General features: G+C 63.3%; 18 protein-coding genes and 2 pseudogenes. 11 read left to right on the top strand and 9 right to left on the bottom strand.

Annotated elements, in window-relative coordinates:
* Positions 1-90 precede the first annotated feature (90 nt).
* The 4 genes from USDA257_RS05450 (at position 91) to USDA257_RS05435 (ending at position 4,865) form a co-directional block, all read left to right on the top strand.
* Positions 91-1,263: an HPP family protein gene (locus USDA257_RS05450; protein WP_014761896.1), complete on the top strand. Its 1,173-nt coding sequence runs from the start codon at positions 91-93 to the stop codon at positions 1,261-1,263.
* Positions 1,264-1,414: 151 nt separating this feature from the next.
* A complete protein-coding gene (locus USDA257_RS05445) occupies positions 1,415-2,119 on the top strand; it encodes a CerR family C-terminal domain-containing protein (RefSeq protein ID WP_014761895.1) in 705 nt (234 codons plus the stop codon).
* Positions 2,116-3,120 carry a secretion protein HlyD gene (hlyD, locus tag USDA257_RS05440; RefSeq protein WP_014761894.1) on the top strand — a complete coding sequence of 335 codons (1,005 nt, stop codon included), beginning with the start codon at positions 2,116-2,118 and terminating at the stop codon, positions 3,118-3,120. Before USDA257_RS05445 ends, hlyD begins: the two co-directional genes overlap by 4 nt.
* On the top strand, positions 3,117-4,865 hold the full coding sequence (locus USDA257_RS05435) for an ATP-binding cassette domain-containing protein (protein WP_014761893.1): 1,749 nt from the start codon (positions 3,117-3,119) through the stop codon (positions 4,863-4,865). The genes hlyD and USDA257_RS05435 overlap by 4 nt, the downstream gene beginning before the upstream one ends.
* An 8-nt stretch (positions 4,866-4,873) precedes the next feature.
* Here USDA257_RS05435 and USDA257_RS05430 read toward each other — a convergent pair whose 3' ends face one another.
* Entirely contained in the window at positions 4,874-6,052 is a 1,179-nt protein-coding gene (locus USDA257_RS05430) for an IS110 family transposase (protein ID WP_014761892.1), read from the bottom strand.
* Between the two features lie 245 nt (positions 6,053-6,297).
* Between USDA257_RS05430 and USDA257_RS05425 the strand changes: the two genes are divergently transcribed.
* Together USDA257_RS05425 and USDA257_RS05420 are read left to right on the top strand one after the other, a co-directional pair.
* Entirely contained in the window at positions 6,298-7,449 is a 1,152-nt protein-coding gene (locus USDA257_RS05425; protein ID WP_014761891.1) for an ABC transporter permease, read from the top strand.
* Position 7,450: 1 nt separating this feature from the next.
* Entirely contained in the window at positions 7,451-8,563 is a 1,113-nt protein-coding gene (locus USDA257_RS05420; protein ID WP_014761890.1) for an ABC transporter permease, read from the top strand.
* Between the two features lie 25 nt (positions 8,564-8,588).
* Here USDA257_RS05420 and USDA257_RS37470 read toward each other — a convergent pair.
* The 3 genes and pseudogenes from USDA257_RS37470 to USDA257_RS05410 all read right to left on the bottom strand — a co-directional run.
* Positions 8,589-8,757: pseudogene (locus tag USDA257_RS37470) on the bottom strand (type II toxin-antitoxin system Phd/YefM family antitoxin); the annotation flags it as partial.
* Between the two features lie 19 nt (positions 8,758-8,776).
* Entirely contained in the window at positions 8,777-9,379 is a 603-nt protein-coding gene (locus tag USDA257_RS05415) for an alpha/beta hydrolase (protein WP_014761889.1), read from the bottom strand.
* Positions 9,380-9,488: 109 nt separating this feature from the next.
* Entirely contained in the window at positions 9,489-10,421 is a 933-nt protein-coding gene (locus USDA257_RS05410) for a VOC family protein (protein ID WP_014761888.1), read from the bottom strand.
* Between the two features lie 230 nt (positions 10,422-10,651).
* Here USDA257_RS05410 and USDA257_RS05405 point away from each other — a divergent pair, with 230 nt between their 5' ends.
* Positions 10,652-12,478: a sensor histidine kinase gene (locus USDA257_RS05405; protein WP_041413928.1), complete on the top strand. Its 1,827-nt coding sequence runs from the start codon at positions 10,652-10,654 to the stop codon at positions 12,476-12,478.
* A gap of 8 nt (positions 12,479-12,486) precedes the next feature.
* Here USDA257_RS05405 and USDA257_RS05400 read toward each other — a convergent pair.
* Positions 12,487-13,664 (bottom strand): annotated as a pseudogene (locus USDA257_RS05400) (IS110 family transposase).
* A 224-nt stretch (positions 13,665-13,888) separates the two neighbouring features.
* Here USDA257_RS05400 and USDA257_RS05395 point away from each other — a divergent pair.
* Positions 13,889-15,232 (top strand): sigma-54-dependent transcriptional regulator, encoded by a 1,344-nt coding sequence (locus USDA257_RS05395; protein ID WP_014761885.1) that lies wholly within the window; start codon positions 13,889-13,891, stop codon positions 15,230-15,232.
* A gap of 38 nt (positions 15,233-15,270) precedes the next feature.
* Here USDA257_RS05395 and USDA257_RS05390 read toward each other — a convergent pair whose 3' ends face one another.
* The 3 genes from USDA257_RS05390 to USDA257_RS05380 form a co-directional block, all read right to left on the bottom strand.
* Positions 15,271-17,580, bottom strand: coding sequence for an AGE family epimerase/isomerase (locus USDA257_RS05390; RefSeq protein WP_014761884.1), 2,310 nt, complete (start codon positions 17,578-17,580; stop codon positions 15,271-15,273).
* 56 nt (positions 17,581-17,636) lie between these two features.
* The gene (locus USDA257_RS05385; protein WP_041414980.1) at positions 17,637-19,178 is read right to left on the bottom strand and encodes a phosphomannomutase/phosphoglucomutase; all 1,542 of its coding nucleotides are present in this window, start codon (positions 19,176-19,178) and stop codon (positions 17,637-17,639) included.
* Between the two features lie 66 nt (positions 19,179-19,244).
* Positions 19,245-20,015 (bottom strand): response regulator transcription factor, encoded by a 771-nt coding sequence (locus tag USDA257_RS05380; protein ID WP_014761882.1) that lies wholly within the window; start codon positions 20,013-20,015, stop codon positions 19,245-19,247.
* Positions 20,016-20,782: 767 nt separating this feature from the next.
* On the opposite strand from USDA257_RS05380, the gene USDA257_RS05375 reads away from it, so the two are divergent.
* Positions 20,783-21,259 (top strand): transposase, encoded by a 477-nt coding sequence (locus USDA257_RS05375; RefSeq protein ID WP_014761880.1) that lies wholly within the window; start codon positions 20,783-20,785, stop codon positions 21,257-21,259.
* Positions 21,260-21,285: 26 nt separating this feature from the next.
* Positions 21,286-21,447 carry a hypothetical protein gene (locus tag USDA257_RS38695; RefSeq protein ID WP_014761879.1) on the top strand — a complete coding sequence of 54 codons (162 nt, stop codon included), beginning with the start codon at positions 21,286-21,288 and terminating at the stop codon, positions 21,445-21,447.
* 282 nt (positions 21,448-21,729) lie between these two features.
* On the opposite strand, the gene USDA257_RS36715 is transcribed toward USDA257_RS38695, so the two are convergent.
* Positions 21,730-22,068: a hypothetical protein gene (locus USDA257_RS36715; RefSeq protein ID WP_161623524.1), complete on the bottom strand. Its 339-nt coding sequence runs from the start codon at positions 22,066-22,068 to the stop codon at positions 21,730-21,732.
* Here USDA257_RS36715 and USDA257_RS05370 point away from each other — a divergent pair.
* Complete coding sequence (locus tag USDA257_RS05370; RefSeq protein WP_052316330.1) at positions 22,049-22,924, top strand: right-handed parallel beta-helix repeat-containing protein; 876 nt, start codon at positions 22,049-22,051, stop codon at positions 22,922-22,924. The genes USDA257_RS36715 and USDA257_RS05370 overlap by 20 nt on opposite strands.
* Positions 22,925-22,989: the final 65 nt, after the last annotated feature.

Raw genomic sequence — 22,989 nt, 5'->3', positions numbered from 1 at the left:
TGCAGATTGCGTGCCCAATCTCCAGTCACATGCTATTGCGCTGTGCACTTCGTTCCCTGTTCCACCCTTCCGCATCGCTCGCGAGCATTCATGTCCAAGGCCCCAGTCCTCCTCCGACGCTTCATGCCTTCGCTGGTGCCGGTCAACGGCTGGGAGCGCCTGCGCTCCTCCTGCGGCGCGCTCATCGGCATATTGCTGACCGGCTTCATCAGCACGCTTGCCATCGGCACTGACGCCAGCCTGCCGCTGCTCATAGCGCCGATGGGCGCCTCGGCGGTGCTGCTCTTCGCGGCGCCCTCGAGCCCGCTCGCCCAGCCCTGGTCTATCCTCGGCGGCAACGTGGTTGCTTCGACGGTCGGCGTGACTTGCGCTCTGCTCATTGCGGATCCGGTTATCGCCGCCTCCATAGCCGTCGCCGTCGCGATTGGTCTGATGCTGCTGCTCGGCTGCCTGCATCCGCCGAGCGGCGCCGTCGCGCTCACGGCCGTGCTCGGCGGTCCGGCCATACGGGAGGCCGGCTATGCCTTCGTCCTGTCGCCGGTTGCTGTCAATTCGCTGCTTATCCTCGCCGTCGCGCTTGTCTTCAATAATCTGACGGGCCGGCGCTATCCTCACCTTGCGCCCGCCGCCAACCCCCACAAGACACAAGATCCTTTGCCGAGCCAGCGTCTCGGCGTGGTGCCGGAAGATTTGCAAGCCGTGCTGGCGCAGTACGGCGAGGTCGTCGACGTCAGTCCAGAGGAGCTCGACAGCTTCGTCCATCAGGCGCAGATACGCGCCTTCACCCGCCGGTCTGGCGAAGTCACCTGCGGCGAGATCATGTCGCGAGATGTCCTGACCGTTGCGCCGGAGACCACGCTGCGCAAGGCCTGGCGGATGCTCGTCGAACACCGCATCAAGGCCTTGCCGGTCGTAACCGAGAAAGACGGCATGGTAGGCATCATCACCCAGACGGACTTCATGAGGCACGCGACGCTAACGGCGGATGGCCGACTGCAGATCGGTCTGCGCGAGCGGATCGGCAACATCATCGGCCTGCCGGCAAAATCGCCTCGGCTGGTCTGTGAAATCATGACGACCCGCGTTCAGTCGGCCCTGCCGGAAACGATGATCGCCAAGCTCGTGCCGCCCATGGCGGATATGGGCCTGCATCACATGCCGGTCGTCGACGCGGACAACCGGGTTGTTGGCATCGTCACGCAGTCGGACCTCATCGCCGCGCTGTTTCAGCGGCGGCTCGATGCCGTACAGCAAGTCGCCTGAGCTCGCGATACCGCTGATCGAGCTTTTACGTCGGTTCAAAGGCCCATCGTCGGGCGCGCAGCCTCGGTTGCCCCCTTCGCGGCCTCTCAACTTCGATCTCACGTTCATTCGATCGATTGACTTATTCGGATGAATGGGGTAATTTAAGCAGATGATCAAAAACAACGACACCACGACACAGCTGAAGGCTGAGCGCGGCGACGCGACGCGAGACAAACTTCTCGCCGCGGCGATCGACGTATTCGGCCGCTATGGCTTCGACGGCGCCACGACGCGAATGCTCGCCGATGCGGCGGGCGTTAACCTGCAGGCGATCCCCTATTATTTCGGCGGCAAGGAAGGGCTCTATATCGCCGCAGCCGAGCACCTCGCGGCTCTTATCGGCGATCATGTTCGAGATCTGCGCGCAACGATCCTCGGCCGCCTGGCTGAACTCGACGGAGAAGCCAAGTCGATGACCTCCGCCGAGGCGCGCGCCTTCCTCACCCAGATGGTCCAGAGGATGATCGTTCTCTTCGTCAGCAAGCAGTCGGAAAGCTGGGCACGCTTCATCATTCGCGAGCAGATGGAGCCGACCGAGGCATTCACGCGCATTTACGGCAGTATCATGCGGCCGATGATCGAGATGGCGCGCCGACTGATCGGCGCCATTCTCGAGGACGACCCGGCTTCCGAACACATCCGGCTCAGAACCCTCTCCTTCGTTGGGAGCGTGCTGGTGTTCCGAATGGCGCATGCCGCCGTCTATGCGCAGCTCGAATGGGAAACCGCCGGACCGAAGGAGATCGACACATTGCACCGGCACGCGGCCGAACTCGTGGCCATACTCGGTGCGGAGAAGGACCGGCAGCCATGAAGAAAATCGCTCTCATCACCCTGCTCCTCGTAGCGGGCGCGGCCGGTGCCTGGTGGCTGGATTTGTCTGGGCGGCTCGGCTGGGCGGAAGACAACAGGAACATGGTCCTGTACGGCAATGTCGATATCCGCCAGGTGTCGCTCGGTTTTCGCGTCAGCGGTCGCATCGCCGAACTTCGCGTCGACGAGGGCGACCCCGTCAAGGCCGGTGACGTGATCGCCAGGCTCGATGCCGAGCCCTTCCAGCAGGCCCTGGATGCTGCCGAGGCGGATGCCGAGGCGCTCCGCGCCACGCTCGCAAAACTCAAGGCGGGCGCCCGCCCGACCGAGATCGCCCAGGCCCGCGCCGTCCATGATGAACGCCTTGCTGAACTCAAGAATGCCGAGCTCGCCTATCAGCGGGCGCAGCGACTGCGGCCGGCCGGCACGATCTCGCAAGCCGAACTCGACCAGGCGATCGCCAGCCGCGCCGCGGCTGCCGCCCGCGCCGCGTCGGCACGCGAAGCCTTGGCTCTGCTCGAAGAAGGAAGCCGCGTGGAAGACATAGCGACAGCCGAAGCGCAGGCGAATGCCGCGACAGCGAAGGCCGCGAGCGCCCGCACGGCGCTTAAGGATGTCGAGCTCGTCGCGCCGAGCGCCGGCGTCCTTCTCTCTCGCGTCCGCGAGGTCGGAGCAGTCGTCTCGCCGGCAGACACGGTCTATGTGCTTTCGCTGACGAAGCCCGTCTGGGTCCGTGCCTATGTCGCCGAGCCGGACCTTGGCCGCGTCCATCCGGGAATGAAGGTCAAGGTGACCTCGGACACCAACCCTGCACATGGCTATGAAGGAACGATCGGCTTCATCTCGCCGGTCGCGGAATTCACGCCGAAATCGGTGGAAACGCCGGAGCTTAGGACCGATCTCGTCTACCGGCTGCGGATCGTCATCGCAACGCCCGGCACGGACCTGCGTCAGGGCATGCCGGTGACCGTGCACCTGCCGAGTCCGGAGGCCGGCACATGACAGCTGGTGGTCCTGATGCCGCAGTTGCGGCGCCCTTCGTGCGGCTGGCCGCCGTTTCCAAGCGGTTCGGCGCGGCGCCCCCTGCCCTCGACTCGATCGATGGCGTCATTGCAGGCGGACGGATCACTGGCCTCGTCGGTCCTGACGGCGCCGGCAAGACGACACTCATCCGGCTGATGACCGGTCTCATATTGCCGGACGAAGGCACCGTCGAAGTGCTCGGCTTCGATACGCGCAGGGACCCGGCCAGCATCCAGGGGTCGATCGGCTACATGCCTCAGCGCTTCGGGCTCTATGAGGACCTGTCGGTTCAGGAAAACCTCGATCTCTATGCCGACCTGCGCGGGTTGCCACTGGCGGAACGCGGCCGAACCTTCGCCGAACTGCTTGAATTCACCGATCTGGCTCGCTTCACCTCGCGGCTGGCCGGCAAGCTCTCCGGCGGCATGAAGCAGAAGCTCGGCCTTGCCTGCGCGCTGCTGCGCAAGCCGCGGCTGCTGCTCCTGGACGAACCCGGCGTCGGAGTCGATCCGATCTCGCGGCGCGATCTCTGGAAGATGGTCGAGAACCTGACGGCGGAAGGCATCGGCGTGCTGTGGTCCACGGCCTATCTCGACGAAGCGGAGGCCTGCGATCAGGTCTTGCTGCTCAACCAGGGCAGGTTACTTTTTGGCGGCTCGCCCCAGGAGATGACCCGGCGGGTCGAAGACCGCGTCTTCCGTCTTTCCGGCACGACGGGGCGTCGCCGCGAAAGACTTGCGCGCCTGCTCGATCAAGAAGGCGTCGTCGACGGCGTCATACAGGGCGAAGCGATACGCCTGGTGATGAAGCCGGGTCTCATCCCTCCCTCGCTCGATGAGGCATCACCCGGTCGCGCCACCGCCACACCGCCGCGGTTCGAGGATGCCTTCGTCGATATGCTCGGCGGCGGTCCGGGCGGGCGGTCGCGTCTCGCCGAAACTCAGCGGCCATTCGCCGCCGATGCCGGCCGTCCGGTGATCGAAGCGCGCGGGCTGACGAAGCGCTTTGGCGATTTCACCGCTGCCGACAACATCACCTTCGACATCCCCCGCGGCGAGATCTTCGGCCTGCTCGGTCCGAACGGCGCGGGCAAATCGACCACGTTCAAGATGCTGTGCGGGCTTTTGAAGCCGACCGCCGGCGACGGACGCGTCGCCGGCTTCGATCTTCGGCGCGACGCGGCCGAGGCGCGCAACCGCCTCGGCTACATGGCGCAGAAATTCTCCCTCTACGGCGATTTGAGCGTGCTGCAGAACCTGAATTTCTTCGCCGGCGTCTACGGACTGTCCGGCGCGAGGAAACGCGAACGGATCGATCTGATGACGGAGATCTTCGATTTCCGCGCGATCCACGACATGTCGGCGAAGGACCTGCCGCTCGGTCTCAAGCAACGCCTGGCGCTCGCCTGTGCCGTCTTGCACGAACCGGAGGTGCTGTTCCTCGACGAACCGACCTCCGGTGTCGATCCGATCACCAGGCGTGAATTCTGGACGCACATCAACGGGCTCGTCGAAAAGGGCGTGACGGTTCTCGTCACCACCCATTTCATGGACGAGGCGGAATACTGCGACCGCATCTCGCTCATCTATCGCGGCCGGTCGATCGCGCTCGGTTCGCCGGACGAGATGAAGGCCCGTGTCGCCGGCAAGGACCTGCCGGACCCAACCATGGAAGATGCCTTCATCGCTCTCGTGCAGGGCTCGGAGGCGAAGGAGGCAGCCTAATGCGTTCGTCAAGCGGCAATTTTGAAGCTGGCCTGGAAGGTGGAGCGGGTTTGCAGCATGGCCCACAGAACGTTGATGCGACGTCTGGCCAGAGCGATGACGGCCTGATGATGGCGTTTGCCCTCGCGGCGTTTACGGGCGTAGAAGGCGCGGCTGTCTGGCTGGGCGAGCGAACAGAAGGCGGACTGGTAGAAGACCCGCTTGAGGCCCTTATTGCCGCCGGCAGGACGTCGCAGGAAGCGGGTTTTGCCGGATTGGCGCAGCACGGGGGCGATGCCGGCCGCGGCGGCGAGCGCGTCGGCCGAGCGGAAGCGGGAGAGATTGCCTGCCTCAGCGATGAACTCGGCGGTGAGCACGACCCCCATGCCGGGCAGGCTGCGGATGAGGGCCGCGTCAGGGTGGCGTTGAAGAAGCGCCTCCAGCTCGCGGTCGATCTCCAAGAGACGGGCCCTGGTTGCGAGCGCTTCGACGGCCAGTTCTCGGATGAGGCGCGCACTCGTGCGCTCGGCGGGCACGCTGATGACTTGTTCGGCCGCGGCGGCGAGCGCGCGCTCGGCAAGGGTCTCAGGGTGCGGGATACCGCCGCCGGTCTTGAGATGGCGGAGGATCCGTTTGGCGCCGGCGGCGCGCAGTTCGGCTGGCGTGACATAGCGCGTCAAAAGGTGCAATGGCCCCTTGGTGGTGAGGTCGAGGCTGCGCTCGAGGCCGGGAAAAATGGCGGCGAGCAGGTCGTGCATGCGCCCCAGACGCTGGGTTTGGGCATCGACCAAATCGCGCCGCCGGCCAACCAGCAGCCTGATCTCGAGATCGAGCTCAGAGGTCGGTTCGATCGCACGCAGATCGGTGCGCATGCGGACCTGATCGGCGATGGTCTGGGCATCGCGCGGATCGGACTTGTTCTCGCCGCCGACGGTGCCCTGACGCGCCCGATTGACGGCCAGGCCGGGGACATGAACCAGGGAGAAACCGGCCTCGGCCAACATGGCCTCGATGAGCCCAGCGATGCCGCCGATGACGTCGAGGCCGATACTGACCGTGCCGCCGAGCGCCCTCAGCTCGTCGATCAGGTCGGCGATCGCCGTCGGGGTATTCTCGACCTTGCGGTCTATATGGATGGTACCGTCGCTATCGATGGCAGTGACCCAGTGGATGTCCTTGGCAATATCGATGCCGACACTGATGCGCATTCTCCCCTCCGCGCGTTGACCACGATCAGGCGTTCCGCCCACGCCGTCATCGCCCTACACAGCGATCAATCGCGGAGCCTAATCAGCGGTCGAGGCGGTGTGGCGCTACCGGGGGATCTGCCTCCTGAGCCATCCATGGCAGCCAGCATGAAAACCATCCCGGCAGCGCCGCCCGGCGGAGATCCTGCCACAGCAGTAGCAAACCGCAAGGCGCTGTTCACACAGCATCTGAAAGGTAGGGCGGCGTGAACGCCGCGCCGAAAAAGCCAGAGCCCGATCGCTCGGGCCGCGCACGGCGCTTCGCAGCCCTCGTGCGCAAGGAGAGCTATCAGGTGGTGCGTGACCCGAGCAGCATCCTGATCGCCTTTGTGCTGCCGCTGATCCTGCTGTTCTTGTTCGGCTATGGCGTTTCGCTCGATACCACGCGGACGCGGATCGGCCTCGTCGTTGAGGAGGCGACGCCGCTAACGCGCGATCTCGCCGCGAGCTTTCAGGCGTCGCGCTATTTCGCAGTCGCCAATGGTCGCGATCGCCGCGAATTCGAGGACGACCTCGTCCTCGGCCGGGTACGCGGCATTGTCGTGATCCCGGCGCGCTTCGCCGCGGATCACGCGGCGGGACGCCATCCTGCGGTCCAGGTGATCGTCGACGGATCCGAACCGAACACGGCGAATTTCGTTCAGAACTACGCCCAGGGAACGGTCACCAATTGGGAGCGTCAGCGCACCCTGGAGGGCCGGGGCCAGCCGCCGGCGATCGCGGCCGAACAGCGCTTCTGGTTCAATCCTGAACTGACCAGCCGGAACTTCCTCGTTCCGGGCTCGATCGCTATCGTCATGACGCTGGTCGGCACGCTGCTGACCTCCCTCGTCGTCGCTCGCGAGTGGGAGCGCGGCACGATGGAGGCGATGATGGCCACCCCCGTCTCGGCCGCCGAACTGCTCGCCGGCAAGCTCCTTCCCTATTTCATCCTCGGCCTCGCCTCGATGACGCTCTGCGTGCTTCTCGCCGTCTTCCTGTTCGGCGTGCCGTTCCGCGGCTCGGTACTCGCGCTTTATGCGCTCTCGGCAACGTTCCTGATGCCGGCACTCGGGCAAGGCCTGCTGATTTCGGCTGCCACCAAGAATCAGTTTCTCGCCTCGCAGCTCGCGTTGATTTCGGCCTTCCTGCCCGCCTTCCTGCTGTCCGGTTTCCTCTTCGAGATCAACTCTATGCCGACCGTCATCCAGTGGATCACCTATATCGTCCCGGCGCGCTATCTCATCCCCAGCCTGCAGACGGTGTTTCTCGCCGGAGATATCTGGCCGGTGTTCGCCCGCGCAATTGCGGTGATGTTCCTGATTGGCTGCGTTTTCTTCGCGCTGGCTGCGCGCAGTACCAGAAAGAGGATCGGGTAAAATGTGGTGGGGTCGACTGAAGGCGCTGATCGTCAAGGAACTTCTTGCCGTGCTGCGGGATCCGAAGGGTCGCACCGTCCTGATCGGCCCGCCGATCGTCCAGTTGCTCGTCTTCTCCTATGCGGCGACGCTGGAGGTGAACAACGTCGACCTGATGGTGTTGGATCGCGACAACGGGCACTGGAGCCAGGAGCTTGTGCAGCAAATCGGTGGGTCGCCGACCTTTCGCTCGATCCGCCACGCCAACAGCCCCTCTGAAATCCGGGTCGCCATCGACAACCAGCATGTGCTGGCGGCCGTCGAAATCGGTCCTACCTTCTCCCGCGACATCGAGGCGGGAAGACCCGCCGAGGTGCAGATGATTTTGGACGGACGGCGCTCCAACGCCTCGCAAATCGTCTCCGGCTATCTGGGGCGAATCGTCGGTATGCTCGCAGCCGAAACACCGGCCGGCGAGCGCGCCGCCTCCGAGGCGATTAGGGTCGAGGCCCGCAACTGGTTCAATCCCAATCTCACCTATCAATGGTTCATGGTGCCGAACCTGGTGGCGAGCATCGCTCTGTTGATCGGGCTGATTGTCACGGCGCTGTCGGTTGCGCGCGAGCGGGAGCTCGGCACTTTCGACCAGCTCATCGTCTCGCCGTTGCGTACGCACGAAATCCTCATCGGCAAGCTCATCCCGCCGATGATGATCGGGCTCTTCCACATCACGATCTATATTCTTGCCGCCGTCTTCATCTTCGGCGTGCCGCTCCGCGGTTCGCTCTTCCTGCTCTACGGCAGCGCCATCTTCTATCTCGCCGCGGTGGTCGGGCTCGGCCTGTTCATCTCGGCGCTATCGATGACCCAGCAGCAGGCGATCCTCGGGGCCTTCCTGTTCATGGTGCCCGCCATGCTGCTTTCCGGTTTCGCGACGCCGATCGAGAACATGCCAAGCTGGCTGCAGCCGGTGACGCTGATCAACCCGCTGCGCTATTTTCTGGTGATCGTGAAGGGCGTCTTCCTCAAGGACATCCCGCTCGCCGAAGTCGTACATCAGACGCTGCCGCTGTGCCTGATTGCCGTCGTGACGCTTTCATCGGCCGCTTGGCTCTTCCGCCGTCGGCTGGAGTGACTTCATACGCCGAAGATACGTTCGATTCATCTCGGCCCAGGCGATCAAAATCGTACGGAACCCTGAAACTGACCGGCCATGAAACCAATTCGGCGGTTTTCGGTACTTGAAGGCTGGTCCAGCGGGACAACCTTGACCATGGGTTTTCCCGCCTTTGCAATAATAAAGGGCTCTCCCCGTGCAGCTTTCTCGATAAGCCGGGATAGATGGGTTTCACCCCTTCAAAAACCGCTCAATCGCCGCGATCTCGTTCTGGCGGATGTCGTGACCGCCGGAATGCCATTCGACTTCGACCGTCGCCTGCTGCGCCTTGAAATAGTCGGCGAGCGCCCGGGTCAGCGGCGCCGGGCAGATCGGATCGCGTTCGCCGGCGGTGACCAGGATCTTGCGGCCCGAGAGAACGGAATTGTCCTTCGGACGGAACGGGATCAGCGGATGCATGAGCACGGCCCTGTCGAAGACGCCTTCTTCGATCAGCACGTTGGCGAGAATATTGGCGCCGTTCGAATAGCCAAGGCCGATGATCTCCGTGGCTTCGTGCTCGGCTGCGAGCGTCTTCACGAAATTTACCATCTTCTCCGTGGCGCGGGCCAGGTCCGCCATGTCGTAGACCCCCTCGCCCGTGCGCCTGAAGAAGCGCGCGGCTCCATGCTCCGACACGTCACCGCGCGGCGACACGATGGTAGCCTCCGGCAGAAGCTCGGCGCCGAAACCGAAGAACTGATTTTCGTCGCCGCCCGTTCCGTGGAGGACAAAGAGGATCGGGTTGCCGGGCTTGCCGGCTTTCAGCTTATGCACATAGCCATGGTAAACCATTGATTTCTCCTTTATAGCCAATAGGCTAGTGGGCGTTTGTGTCACTCGACTTTAAGAGCGCCTGCCGTCCCTCGCACGTGCGAAGGAGGAGCGGAGCGCCGGAGACTCTTTATCCCTCGAGCTTCTGCAAATGGCTTTCGAGAATCGGCCGGAGATGCTTGTGCTGCTGCGGCAGCTTCAGCGCCTCGCCGAGATGGGCGACCTCCTCGTCGCGGTCGAAACCCGGCTCGTTGGTGGCAATCTCGAAGAGGACGCCGCCCGGCGTGCGGAAATAGATGGCCCAGAAATAGTTGCGATCGATAACCGGCGTGACGTGATAGCCGGTATCCATCAGCGCTTTCCGAACTTCGAGTTGCTTCTCGCGATTATCGACGGCGAAGGCAACGTGGTGCACAGAGCCGGCGCCCTGTGCGGCGCGGTTGATGTTCGGCAGCGTCTCCAGGTCGACTAGGCCCGCGCCATTGCCGCCGGGCACGATCAGCCTTGTGACACCATCCTTGCGGTCAAGCTCCTCGTAGCCCATGAACTTCAGCAATTCCGCCGTCGCGCCTTCATCGTGCAGCCGCATCGAAACCGAGTGAAAGCCGCGGATCGCGTGATCCTCCGAAATGCCGCCTTCCGTCCACGGCGCGCGCGGATCGTCCTTCATCTCGACAAGTGCAAAGCCGTCGCCGTCGGGACCGGCGAAGTGCAACCGCTTCTCGCCGAAGGTCTCCTCGGCCTTGAGGCCGCCAACGTCGAGCCGCGCCAGCCGGTCCTGCCAGAAACCGAGCGACCCTTTTGGCACGGAAAAGACGGTCGTTCCCACCTCGCCGGTGCCGGCGCGGCCGCGCGGCATCTGCGGAAAGGGAAAATAGGTCATCACCGTACCGGGCGTGCCGGTGCTGTCGCCGTAATAGAGATGGTACACGTCCGGCGAATCGAAATTCACCGTCTTCTTGACGCGGCGGAGGCCAAGCGTATTCGTGAAAAAGTGATTGTTGGTGCGGGCATCGTCCGCCATGGACGTGACGTGATGCAGGCCTTTGATCTGGTCGAGCATGCCGGTGCCTTTCTGCCCGTCTATCTCCGGGCTTGTCGATGCCGAATAGATGCTCTCTCGCAGCCAACGGCGAAAGCCCAGTGCAACAAACGCAGTGTCAATGCTTCGTTGACACTCACAGCCAATCGTTTATGCGGGACGGTACTCACCGGCCGCTTGCCACGGGTCGAGCGCGCTTCTACGATCCAAGCATCGCCTTACACGCGCGGGAGGAGGAGCCCGGGCATTCCGTGAAATACCGTTTCCTGCTAATGCTTTTGCTCCTGCCGGTCGCCGCCGTGACACTTGCCGTCCACGGGAATGTCCTTGCGACGCGCAGTTACATGCAGGAAGCCTCGGCACAGGCGAACACAACCCTTAGGCTGGCCGTCGCCGCACTCAGCGGCCACCTCAATCGCTATCAGGCGCTACCCGCGCTGATTGCCGATCACGACGACATCAAGGAACTCGTGACGCGTCCCCGGGACCGCCGGCTGCGGGACTCCGTCAATGGCTACCTCAAGGAGATCAATGGCCTCCTGAAATCGTCCGACATCTACGTCATCACCCCGGACGGCGACACGATTGCCGCCAGCAATTATGACGGTCCGGCGAGCTTCGTCGGCCAGAATTTCAGCTACCGCCCCTATTTCCAGGATGCTCTGCGCGGAGAGCAGTCCCGCTTCTATGCGCTCGGGACCACCTCGCTCAAGCGCGGCTATTACTTCGGTTCGCCGATACAAATCGGCGACGAGATCCGCGGCGTCATCGTCTTCAAGGTCGATATCGAGACAATCGAAACCTCATGGCAGGGCGGCGAGTACAGGATTTTCGTTTCCGATCCGGAAGGGATCATTTTCATGAGCGGGGATCCGGAGTGGCTCTACGCCGGTATCCTGCCCCTAACGCCGGATCGGCTTGCCCGGACGGAAGGCTCGCGGCGCTATGCCAATGCCATCCTCCACCCCTTGCCGGTCGCTCGAAGCGAGACTGACGGCCATGCCTTGATGACGGTTACGGGCGGCGACAGCGCCCGGGAGTACCTTGTCCTCTCGCACTATATGTCGGACGCGGACTGGACAGTGAACGTCTTGACCGATACGGCCTCGGTCAGGACCCAGGCCTTGACCACGGTCGCGGCCGCCATCCTGTTGCTCTGCCTTACCGGTTTGGCGATCGCAATCCTCATCCAGCGGCGCGCGCGGCTGCGGGAGCGGATGCTGATGCAGGAGCAGGCGCAGGAGGAACTGGAGCGCCGGGTCGAGGAGCGCACGGCGGATCTCGCTCGCGTCAACGTGCAGATCGAAGCGGAGATCGCCGAACGACGCCTTACCGAGCAACAGTTGCGCCAGACGCAGGCGGATCTCGTCCAGGCAGGCAAGCTTGCGGGGCTCGGCCAGATGTCAGCGGCGCTCTCGCACGAGTTCAACCAACCGCTTGCCGCCGCCAAGACCTATGCCGACAGCGCGTCGCTGCTGATCGAGCGGGGGAGAACGACGGAAGCGAGCGACAATGTCAGGCGCATCTCCGGCCTTATCGACCGCATGGCGGCGATCAGCCGACATCTGCGCAATTTCGCGCGAAAGCCGAACGAAAAGCTCGGCCCCGTACCGCTCGAAGATGTGATGCACGATACGATGGAGATCGTCGCAACGCGGTTGAAGACGGCGAACGCCGGAATCGATATCGACCTCGGCACCGAACCGCTCGTCGTCCGCGCCGGTTCGGTGCGGCTGCAGCAGGTGCTCGTCAACGTCATCTCCAATGCGGCCGACGCTGTCGAAGGGCTCGAGGACCGCACGATTACGGTGCGCGCCTGGCGCGAAGGCGACACGGCGGTGCTGACCATCCGCGATCGCGGCGCTGGCGTCGCACCCGCTATCGCCGAACGCATCTTCGATCCCTTCTATACGACCAAGGGGGTGGGCAAGGGTCTCGGTCTCGGCCTTTCAATTTCCTACAACATCATCAAGGATTTCGGCGGCAGCCTAAAGGTGTCGAACCATGCCGAAGGGGGAGCCGTGTTCCGCATCGAACTTGCTGCCGTTCCCGAAGCAGAGCGGGAGGCGGCAGAGTAATGCGCAAGTCAAGCGGCTTTTTGAGTTGGAACGAAGGTTTGCCTGGTTCGGAGCATTGTCCACAGGACGGTGACGCGTCGGCGGGCCAAGGCGATGATGGCCTGGGTGTGGTGTTTTCCCTCTCGCCGTTTTCGGTCGTAGAAGGCTTTGGAGAGCGGGTCTCTGGTGGAGACGGCGCAGAAGGCACTCTGGAGGAATACCCGCTTGAGGGCCTTGTCGCCGCCAAATGCGCGGCGCCAGTTCCTGGATTTTCCGGATTGGCGGATGACGGGCGTCAGGCCTGCGGCGCTGGCCAGGGCGTCGGCCGAGTGGAATCGCTCGATGGTGCCAATGTTGGCGATGAGTTCTGCCGACAGCACCGCCCCCATCCCCGGCAGCGAGCGGACGAGGGCGCCGTCAGGGTGGCGCTCGAGCAGGGCCTCCAAATCGCGGTCGATGCGGGCGATCGCCTCGCGCGCCTGCAGGGCCTCAGCGGCGAGTCGCGGATCATGTCGGCGAAGCTGGCTTCGCCGGGAACAGCGATGCTCTGGCCCTCGGCGGCTTCGAGGGAGCGTTGGGCCAGTGCCTCGACGGCGTGCAGGTGAGGTGTTCGCTTGAGATGCGCCATGAGCCGCTTAAGGCCGGCCCGGCGGATTTCGGCCGGCGTGACGTAGCGGGTGACAAGGACGAGCGGTCCCTTGGCCGTCAGGTCGAGCCGGCGTTCGAGGCCGGGGTGAATAGCGCCCAGGAGCTGGCGCATTCGGGAGATGCGGCGCGTCTGGTCGTCGCTGAGTTCGCGGCGTCGCGTGACTTTGAGACGCAGTGCGATCGCGGTCTCGTCGTCTGGCAGGATCGGGCGCAGATCACGCGTCCGGACCAGCTCGGCGATGGTGTGCACATCGCGCGGGTCGGACTTGCGCTCGCCGCCGGAAAAGCCCTGTCCGGCCCGGTTGACGGCGATGCCGGGCACATGGACGAGACGCAACCCCTCGGCCAGGAGGATGGCCTCCAGGAAGCGCGCCAGCGATCCGGTGATGTCCAGCCCGACCACGACCTCGCCACCGAGGCCGCGCAGGTCGGCGACGAGGCCCTCGATCGCGGCCTGATCGTTCTCGACCGCGCGGTCGAGCAGAACCTGGGCGCGCGCATCGAGAGCGCAGGCCCACTGGGTTTCCTTGGCAACATCTATTCCAACGTAAATCTCCATGACGCTCCTCGCATGACGTGGCGACCGCGCAGGCCCGGACACGCCGACATCGCCTTACATAGCCATCGCGGGCATCGAGCAATCAGCGGTCGATCCAGGTCGGTGAAGCGGGCGGCTCAGCCGCCGGAGCCATCAAGGACAGCCAGAATGACAATCATACCCGCATCACCTGCGCCTAAGCAGCTTCTCACCGCAGTAGGCACTATGAAAAAGGGTAAGGCCGAATGAGCGAGAGCCGCGTGCTGCTTGTCGACGACGAGGAGGAACTGCGCCGCTCGAGCGCGCAGGCGCTGGAACTCGCGGGCTTCCGTGTAGATACCTTCGCCAGCGCCGAGCGGGCACTTGAATTCATCAGCTTCAGTTTTCCCGGCGTCGTCATCAGCGATATCCGCATGCCGGGAATGGACGGCATGACCTTCCTACAGCGCATCCGCGAGATCGATTCGGAAGTGCCGGTGATCCTCGTTACCGGCCATGGCGATGTGCAACTGGCGGTCAGGGCGATGCGGGAGGGCGCCTATGATTTCGTCGAAAAACCCTACACGGCGCAGACGCTCGCAGGCACGATCCGCCGCGCCCTCGATTGGCGTGGCCTGGTGCTGGAGAACCGACGCTTGCGAGCGGTCGCCGGAAAGCGCGACGACATCGAGCAGCGCCTGCCCGGGCGAAGCCAGGTTATGGTCGACCTGCGCTACCGGGTGCGCGCCATCGGCGCGTCGGACGCCGACACGCTGATCATCGGCGAGACCGGCGTCGGCAAGGAGGTGGTGGCCCGGGCGCTGCATGATCTGAGCAGCCGGGCCAACAGCCCCTTCATCGCCATCAATTGCGCGGCCCTGCCGCAAAACCTGATCGAGAGCGAGCTCTTCGGCCATGAGCCCGGGGCCTTCCCGGGTGCCCTTCGGCCGCGCTACGGCAAGTTCGAGCACGGGCGTGGCGGCACGATCCTGCTCGACGAAATCGGCTCCATGCCGTTCGATCTGCAGGCGAAATTCCTGCGCGTGCTGCAGGAAAGGGTGATAACCCGGCTCGGCTCCAACGAGACAGTGCCTCTCGACGTGCGCTTCATCGCGACCAGCAAGCTGGAGCTCGAGCCGGAGGTCGCCGCCGGGCGCTTCCGCGCCGACCTGCTCTACCGGCTGAACGTCGCCACCTTGCGCGTTCCGCCGCTCGCAGAGCGCCGCTCCGATGTCCCGCTGCTCTTCATGCAGCTCGTGCGGGAATCCGCCGCCCGCTACGGCCGCGATGACCTCGAGATCTCGCCGTCGCTCGCCTCCGAAATGGCGACGCGTGATTGGCCTGGCAATGTTCGCGAACTGCGTAATGCTGCCGAGCGTCTGGTGCTGGGCCTCGAAACCGAACGCGACGAAGCAGCCTCGCCCGCCAACGGGTCTCGCCTTGCCGACCGGGTCGCCGCCTTCGAAAAGAGCGTCATCGCCAGCGCCCTCGCAGCGCATGGCGGCGCGCTGAAGCCCGTCTATGAATCGCTCGGCATCTCGCGCAAGACGCTCTACGAGAAGATGCAGAAGCTCGGGCTCGACAAGCGGGCGCTGACGGACGAGTCGTAGGCGCGAAGCTCGGGCGCGTGCTCCGCTTCGATCTCATCTCACGCAGTTGCCTTGCCAAACGCGGTTGAAGGATCCACGGCGCTGGTGCTTTGCGGGGAGGCAGGCAATTGGTAGATGATCGCTGTCCCTTCCGTCTTGTCGAGATACTGCATGAGGGCGGTGACGAGGTGATAGAAGGTCGAGGCAGGAACTTCGGTAGCGACGACCCTTCCCTTTTCGTCGATGCGGTCGATCCACATTCCGAGCGGGGCCGGGTCGATATGCCAGCGGAACAGGTGGCCGACGCGCGCCTCGATCTCCGGCTTGAGGTCCGGTCCGCCGGTCCCTTCAAGCGCGATCGCGGCCTTGATCGCCTCGGCCTGCGGCCAACTGCGCGAGATGATATCGAGCGGCAGGCCGCAGCGCGAGACAGCGCCATAGGCTAGGCCGGTCGAGCGGTTGAGGCCGTTGGCGATTGCGGAGGCATAGAGTTTCCGGCCAAAGGGGATCAAATCCGTCTGCCTGCTCTTGGAAACGAACTCGACCAGCAGCGATGCCCATTCGAAGTGATGGCCAGGCTCGGTCCACTGGCCCTGCTCGCCGGCCGCCGGCCGCCAGGAATTGTCGAAATACTCCCCGAGCGTCCAGCTTTCGACGTCGAAGTAATGGCTGCGGAACAGATCGATGATGCGGGCAGCGCGGCGAAGATAGCCGCGCTCGCCGGTCGCCGTGTGCCAGGCGAGAAAAGCTTCGAGCAGGTGCATGTGCGGGTTCGTACGGCGCAGTTCGGTGCCGTCGGAGGTTTCCAGGAATCCCGTCAGCCGTTCGTCCTCCAGATGCGCGTCGAGGAAGGCGAAGGTCTCCTGACCAAGGCGTAGCGCGTCCGGATTGCCGGCCTGGTGAGCGTGGGCGAGCGCAAGAAGCACGCAAGCATGGTCATAGGCGTCCTCGCAGCCATCGGCGATGGCGCCGTCTTCATGAAGCACCCTTGCCCAGCCGCCCCGCTTCGTGCGGCCTTTCTCCATAAATTTGATGCCGTGCGCGATCAGCCGGTCGGCATCGCCGTCCCAGCCGCGCAGCTTTGCCACGGAAAAGGCGTAGACCTGGCGGGCCATGGTGCGCATGCGCTTCGGCTTCATCAGCGGCGCGCCATCGAAGCTCAGCGCCTCGTGAAATCCGCCATTCCGCTCGTCGACGCCCGCCGTCGACCACAGCGGCAGGGTCTCCTCGAATAGCCAATGGGCGACCCGCTGGCGCCAGGCCCCGGGCAGCATCACGCGGTCGTGGGCCGGCGTGAACTTCGTCTCCAGCCGCCCGCTCTTCTCCAACTGTTCGACGATGCGTTTGACCTCCTGGCTCTTGGCCACCGGCGCCACGAAGATCGCGTCGGCCGTCGCCACGATCGCGACGTCCTTGAGCCCGATAACCGAGAGCAGGCGGCCTTGGCTGCGCAGGTAGGAGTGCTCGCAGTCGATAGCCACGACGTCGCCGATCGCAACGTTTCCGGTCGCATCCGTCGGGCTGACATCAAGCAGAGACTGCCAGGAGCCAAGGTCGCTCCAGCGGAAGCTTGCCGGCACCATGGCGATGTCGCTGGCATGCTCCATGATCGCATAGTCGATCGAGACCGAAGGAATTGTCGAGTAAAGCCCCTGCGGCAGATAGGCACCCGACACCTCGCTCGCCGCGGCCGCGAAGGCCCGCTCCGCCGTCTCCCAAATTTCGGGCTGATGCCTGCAGAACGCCGCGCGCATGGCGCTGGCGCGAAACAGGAAGATGCCGGCGTTCCAGAAGAAGATGCCGGCCGCGACATAGGCCATCGCCGTTTCCAGGTCGGGCTTTTCGACGAAGCGCGCGACATCGCGGACATCGCCCTCCCCCGTCGCTTCGATATAACCGTAGCCGGTCTCCGGCTGACTTGGCGGAATGCCGAAGATGACGAGCCTGCCCGCGCCGGCAGCCGGCACTCCCCTTTCCACCGTTTCCCAGAATTGCCTCTCGGTCGAAATCTCGTGGTCCGACGGCACCACCAGCACCAGCCCGTCACCGTGGGCAGCAATCGTCTCGAGCGCGGCCACCGCCACTGCAGCCGCGGTATTTCGGGCGACCGGCTCGAATATGGCGCGACCGCCCGCAAGGTCGATGCCGGCCATGTCGGCGCGCACTCGCTCGGCATGGCGTTCGGAGGCGATCAGGTGGATCGACGTATCGCCCGCCGGCCGGGCCTTGAGCCGCCGGATGGTGCTGAGCAGCATCGAACCACGGCCGGAAAGGTCATGGAATTGCTTGGGATTGTCCTCGCGCGAAAGGGGCCAAAGCCGAGAGCCGACGCCGCCGCTCATCACGAAGCAGGAGATCCGTTCCGCCATTCTCTCGTCCCTTCCCTTGCTCGCCGCCCGGCGGAATACCGCACACGTCATGCCGCTCAGAACGTCTGGTTGTAGGGGCCTACCTCCGCATGCTCCCTGAGAACGCGGTCTACCGCCGCGAACATGGCCCGCTGCTGTGCTTCCGAGACCGGGCTTTCCACCACGACGACAAGCTCCGGCTTGTTGGAGGAGGCCCGCACCAGACCCCAAGTGCCGTCCTCAATCACCACACGTACGCCGTTCACGGTGACCAGATCGGCGATCTTCTGACCGGCAATCGGCAGGCCGTCGCGCTGCATGGTCCTGAACCGCTCCACCACGCGCTCGACGACGTCGTATTTCACCTCGTCGCCGCAATGCGGCGACATCGTCGGCGAGCTCCAGGTCACGGGAAGAGCCCGATAGAGCTCGGCCATGCTCCTGTCCGGATTGCGGTCGAGCATCTCGCAGACGGAGATCGCGGTGATCAGTCCGTCGTCATAGCCGCGCCCGAGAGGCGGGTTGAAGAAGAAGTGCCCCGATTTTTCGAAACCCGCGATGGCGCCGAGTTCGGCGACCCTGCGCTTGATGTAGGAATGGCCGGTCTTCCAATAGTCGGCGCGAGCGCCGTTTGCCTTCAACACCGGATCGGCCGCGAACAGCCCCGTCGACTTCACATCGACCACGAACACCGATTGGGGATGCAAGGCGGATAAATCCCGTGCCAGCATCACTCCGACCTTGTCGGCGAAGATCTCGCCGCCTTCATTATCGATCACCCCGCAGCGATCGCCGTCGCCGTCGAAGCCCAGCCCCACATCGGCGCCGCTTTCCAGCACCTTGTCCCGGATGGCATGGAGCATCGCCAGGTCCTCGGGATTGGGATTATAGCGCGGGAAGGAATGGTCGAGCTCGCAGTCGAGCGGGATCACCTCACAGCCGATCCGCTCCAGCACCTGGGGCGCGAAGGCGCCGGCGGTGCCATTTCCGCATGCCACCACGACTTTCAACTTCCGGGCGATCAGCTTGCCACGGGTCAGATCGTCGATGTAGCGCTGGCGGAAGTCCGGGACGAACTCATAGGCGCCGCCGCCGGCGAGGTCGAAGTCGGCCTCCAGCACTATCCTTTTCAACTCGGCCATCTCGTCGGGTCCGAAAGTCAGCGGCCGGGCCGTGCCCATTTTGACGCCCGTCCAACCGTTCTCGTTGTGCGAAGCGGTGACCATCGCCACCGACGGCACGTCGAGCGCGAATTGCGCGAAATAGGCCATCGGCGACAGAGCCAGGCCGATGTCCTTGACCCGCGCGCCGGCGGCCATCAGCCCACTGACCAAGGCGAGCTTGATGGCAAGCGAGTAGGAGCGGAAGTCATGCCCCGTCACAATCTCGGGACCGGCGCCCGAGCGTCGGATGAAGGTGCCGAGCCCCATTCCCAGCGCCTGCACCCCCATCAAATTTAGCTCTGGAGGCTTCCTGTCGTCCGGCCGACCGAACCACCACCGCGCGTCATACTCCCGAAACCCTGTCGGTCTGATCAGCGCGCTCGTTTCGAGTGCAAACCGATCGGATTCGTAGAGCGGCTCATGCGGCGAGCCTGGTTTAAAGGAAACAAGATCCATCTGCGCCATCTCGCATACCGCCGGCTGTTGAAACGATTGGAAAGAGCCTCGCTCCAGCAACCATGGCTAGGCTAGGGTTCCGGCTTCGGCTGGAAGCATCTGGCTGGCTTTGTAAGCCACCTCGGTCCTGTTTGTGGCCTTCAGCTTTTTCATGATGTTCCGGACGTGCACCTTCACGGTGCTCTCGTGCAGGTTGAGCTCGTGGGCAATGATCTTGTTCGCCTTGCCGCGCCTGAGCGCCCGGATGACGTCTTCTTGCCGCCGTGTGAACATGGCCGCACCAGGTCGTGCCGATTCCTCGCCGGCGCTCGTTGCGGCGTACCCGAGGACACTGTCCGCGGGAACGAATATCCCCCCTGCCCGCGCCAGATCGACGGCCGCCACGCAGACGTCAACGCCGACCGAGGATGGAATGTAGCCCCTGGCCCCGCAATCCAGTGCCATGAGGATCTGAGCCAGTTCGTCCGCATCGGATAGGACCACGACGGGAATCGGACGAAATTCCTTCACCGAGTCCGCTATCTCGGATGCAATGCTGGGATCGGTCGCTTTTCGGGCGCCCAAACTCAACAGAATTGCTGACAGGGGCGGATGAGGATCTCTATCCCTTCGCCATTCATCGATCGATCCGAAGGCCAAGACCTCTATGTCTACGCCATGCGTCACGAGGCATTGGGCCAGACATTGCCTATCAAGGGTGCGACGATCCAGTAGGAGCAGAGCCGAGTCGGGTGCTGCTCTTTCGGACGTTTCCTTGGTCGCCTCGCCGGTAAGTAACCGATCCTGAGTATGGAATTCGAGCGCGCTATGCTCGTATGTTCGGGCCACTGAATGCATGATCACAACTCCCCTATACAACTCCCCGGCACACCAGTTACTCGGGCACGAGGAGCGGCTGAACAGCGGGCTTATGTCACTGTTTCAAGAAGAACATCCTTGCGAGAAGTGCCAAATACAGACGCAAGAGAACGTGAATTCGTTTGCTAAAATTCATTCGAAATAGACATCACAAACAACACTTTTCGGCAGCGGATTTCGACATGATCTCCTATTGCCTTTTGAGACAAAGATGCGGTCCTCCTCATCTGCCTGCCGTGCAATCACGACATGCGACGGACAGCGCCCCCGGGGATTCGGGATGGGCCTTGTCGCTGTCGCCAAGCCCAATGCTGAGTATCGACGTTTTCAGCGTCCGCTGTCCGTGAGACGCACAATGTCATTGCCGTGGATATTACATCGAATCGAACTCAACATAATATCGCCAATAAGGGCTAATGCGAATTCAGTATCTCGCTTTGCTTTCGGAGCCCCAACGGTCGGGCGCGTCGAGTGGCCTCGCACATCCAAGTCCTGGATGACGGTGTTGAGCGCTTTCTCGGCTATTCGCCGCCGCCCCAGGACGCTCGCTAACAGGAATTCTTCCAGATTGGCGATGCGAAGCGGCTAGGGTCGCGGCGGCCTGATACCGCCTGCTTTGCCGAGGATCAACTCCGCGGCTTTTGCGCCTCATCGACCCGGACGCCTTCGGGCGGGCCTACGAGGCGGGCTCGTGGCCAGTCCGCCGCTGACGGTCTCGGCCTTCGCACCCACCATCCCGGCTGTGCTTGGCCGCGGCCACGCCGAAGGCCGGCGACAACGAGGTCGAGACCGCCCTTCAGGTGATCGATCTGCTTGATCTCACGGACCGATTGATCACCGCCGATGCGCTTCACTGCCATCGGCGCATGGCCCAGGCGATCACCGAACGCGGCGGCGATTACCTGTTGGCCCTGAAGGGAAACCGCCTGTGGCAGAAAGCCGCGCAGGAGCGGCTGACAGGCTTCACGCCGGACCGCGCCGAGATCAGCAAGGTCAACAATGGCCGCGACGAATGGCGGCTGGCCGAGGTTGCGGCGCCGGCCAAGCCGCTGATGCCCGGCCACAAGGCCTCCATCCGCGTCAGCAGCGGCGCGGCGCAGCAAAGCCGAAAACACGGCTGTTCATGGCCTCCACCGTGCCCTCGCCACAAGAGGCGCTCTGACCCGCGCCCATTGGCAGATCGAGAACGGCCTACACTGGATGCTCGACGTTCATCTGCGTGAGGACCTCAGCCGAGCCCGCAAGGACAATGCCCCCCGACAACGTCGCGCTCCTGACCCGCATCGCCAGGAACATCCTTCAGTTCGCCGACACCGGCAAGGTTCCAATCGCCCACCGCATCAAAAAGTGCGCCTGGAACGACGACTATCTCATCAAAGCCATCGCCCATATCCGAATAGCGGGGCGATGAGACCACGCGTGATCCGATACATCACGACGAGGTCTACAATCCGACGTTGGCACGAGCTTGAAAGAAGCGCCGCTTATCGAAGAGTCTTCCCAGTATAGCCACATCCGTGCCGTATTTTGGTCATTAAGGTTAGCATTATCTTAAGAAGACGAAATTTCTGGTTGTAGTATCCGAGTTTTCATTGAAACCATGAAGTATCGTTTATTGTCGATGAGTGTCCTTCGCTGAAGTGATACTTGCAGGAAAAATGTTCTAACTGGAGAAACACATGAGGTCGAAGAATTACGGCAAGGAAATGCATTGGAAACACTCGGAAGGGTTGAGCAGCTCCGGCTCAACGATAGAGACAGCGTCGAGCCCGAGCTCGACTGTGACGACCGAGGCTCCCACTTCCACCACTTCCACGCCGAGCCCGACCTCGACCGTGACGACCGAGGTCCCCACTTCCACCGTTTCCACGAGCCCGACCTCGACCGTGACGACCGAGGCTCCCACTTCCCCCGCTTCCACCTCGACGGCTTCCCCGTCGACGGCAACCACGCAGCCAGCGCCGGGTCTTACGCACACCACCACGCCGATCCACTCTGAATATGACGGCCAGGTGATTGAAAATCTTGACATCTACGTCACCAATGGGGACGCAGTCTCGATTACGCATGACAATGTCATTCTGCGCAATTGCCGTATTCATCACGTCGAGGGCGACGGGGTGTCAGTATCGGGCGCAACCGGCGTCACGATCGAGAACACCGAGGTCATTAACGCCGACCCGCCGGCGGGAATCGCCCCCGAGACGAGCGCGGACATCATCAACATCAGGGCAGAAAATGCCGAGAACCTGACCGTTCAGAACACCACGGTGCGGGAAGGCTCGACCGGCATCTATCTCGTGAACTCGCCCGGCGCGGATCTTTCGCACGTGGATGGCTACGACTTCCATGGCCCCTTCCCGCGCGGTCAGTTCGTCCAGTTCAACAACTCGGGCAATAGTTCGCTGAGCGACTTTTATGCCGTCAACGACGCCGCCAACTCGCATCCTGAGGACATCGTCTCGGTCTATGCCAGCCCAAACACGACGATCTCTAACGGGGTGATCGACGGTAACAACTCTCAGACCGGCGTGGGCGTCATGTTCGAGAACGGATCGACCGGCGGCAGCGTGCAAAACGTTGACGCCATCCATCAGGGCAATGGCGCGTTCTCGTCCTACGCGAGCGATGTGACCTTTGATGATACGAGATCGTTCGATGGTATCAACGAGGACCAGGGCCGCGGCCTTCCCTCGTCGAATGGACTGATCTGGAATGTCAGTTCAGGCGGTGTCAGTATCCTGAACTCGACCTACACCAACCCCGGCAATCCCAACAACATCGTGTGGGACGCCTCAAAGGCGGTCGTAGCCGATGTGGATGAGGACCCCACCGCCACCCCAATGGCACATATCGATAACCAGTTCGCCTGGGACTACGCAGTCTGAACGGCAGCACAACTGGCTGCAATAGACGGTTGCGCCACACTTCGGCACCGCCCGGCGGGCAGGGC

The sequence above is a fragment of the Sinorhizobium fredii USDA 257 genome, assembly GCF_000265205.3.
Classification (GTDB): Bacteria; Pseudomonadota; Alphaproteobacteria; order Rhizobiales; family Rhizobiaceae; genus Sinorhizobium; species Sinorhizobium fredii_B.
Note: the sequence above shows the minus strand (reverse complement) of the source record. Positions and strands in the feature narration are given on the sequence as shown.

Bases quoted from the DNA above. Each gene is read 5' to 3' on its own strand.
- USDA257_RS38695 (WP_014761879.1), top strand. From the start codon at position 21,286: ATGCCCCCCGACAACGTCGCGCTCCTGACCCGCATCGCCAGGAACATC.
- USDA257_RS05430 (WP_014761892.1), bottom strand. From the start codon at position 6,052: ATGCGCATCAGTGTCGGCATCGATATTGCCAAGGACATCCACTGGGTC.
- USDA257_RS05450 (WP_014761896.1), top strand. From the start codon at position 91: ATGTCCAAGGCCCCAGTCCTCCTCCGACGCTTCATGCCTTCGCTGGTG.
- USDA257_RS05415 (WP_014761889.1), bottom strand. From the start codon at position 9,379: ATGGTTTACCATGGCTATGTGCATAAGCTGAAAGCCGGCAAGCCCGGC.
- USDA257_RS36715 (WP_161623524.1), bottom strand. From the start codon at position 22,068: ATGTCAAGATTTTCAATCACCTGGCCGTCATATTCAGAGTGGATCGGC.
- USDA257_RS05435 (WP_014761893.1), top strand. From the start codon at position 3,117: ATGACAGCTGGTGGTCCTGATGCCGCAGTTGCGGCGCCCTTCGTGCGG.
- USDA257_RS05385 (WP_041414980.1), bottom strand. From the start codon at position 19,178: ATGGATCTTGTTTCCTTTAAACCAGGCTCGCCGCATGAGCCGCTCTAC.
- USDA257_RS05445 (WP_014761895.1), top strand. From the start codon at position 1,415: ATGATCAAAAACAACGACACCACGACACAGCTGAAGGCTGAGCGCGGC.
- USDA257_RS05410 (WP_014761888.1), bottom strand. From the start codon at position 10,421: ATGCTCGACCAGATCAAAGGCCTGCATCACGTCACGTCCATGGCGGAC.
- USDA257_RS05390 (WP_014761884.1), bottom strand. From the start codon at position 17,580: ATGGCGGAACGGATCTCCTGCTTCGTGATGAGCGGCGGCGTCGGCTCT.
- USDA257_RS05420 (WP_014761890.1), top strand. From the start codon at position 7,451: ATGTGGTGGGGTCGACTGAAGGCGCTGATCGTCAAGGAACTTCTTGCC.
- USDA257_RS05395 (WP_014761885.1), top strand. From the start codon at position 13,889: ATGAGCGAGAGCCGCGTGCTGCTTGTCGACGACGAGGAGGAACTGCGC.
- hlyD (WP_014761894.1), top strand. From the start codon at position 2,116: ATGAAGAAAATCGCTCTCATCACCCTGCTCCTCGTAGCGGGCGCGGCC.
- USDA257_RS05380 (WP_014761882.1), bottom strand. From the start codon at position 20,015: ATGCATTCAGTGGCCCGAACATACGAGCATAGCGCGCTCGAATTCCAT.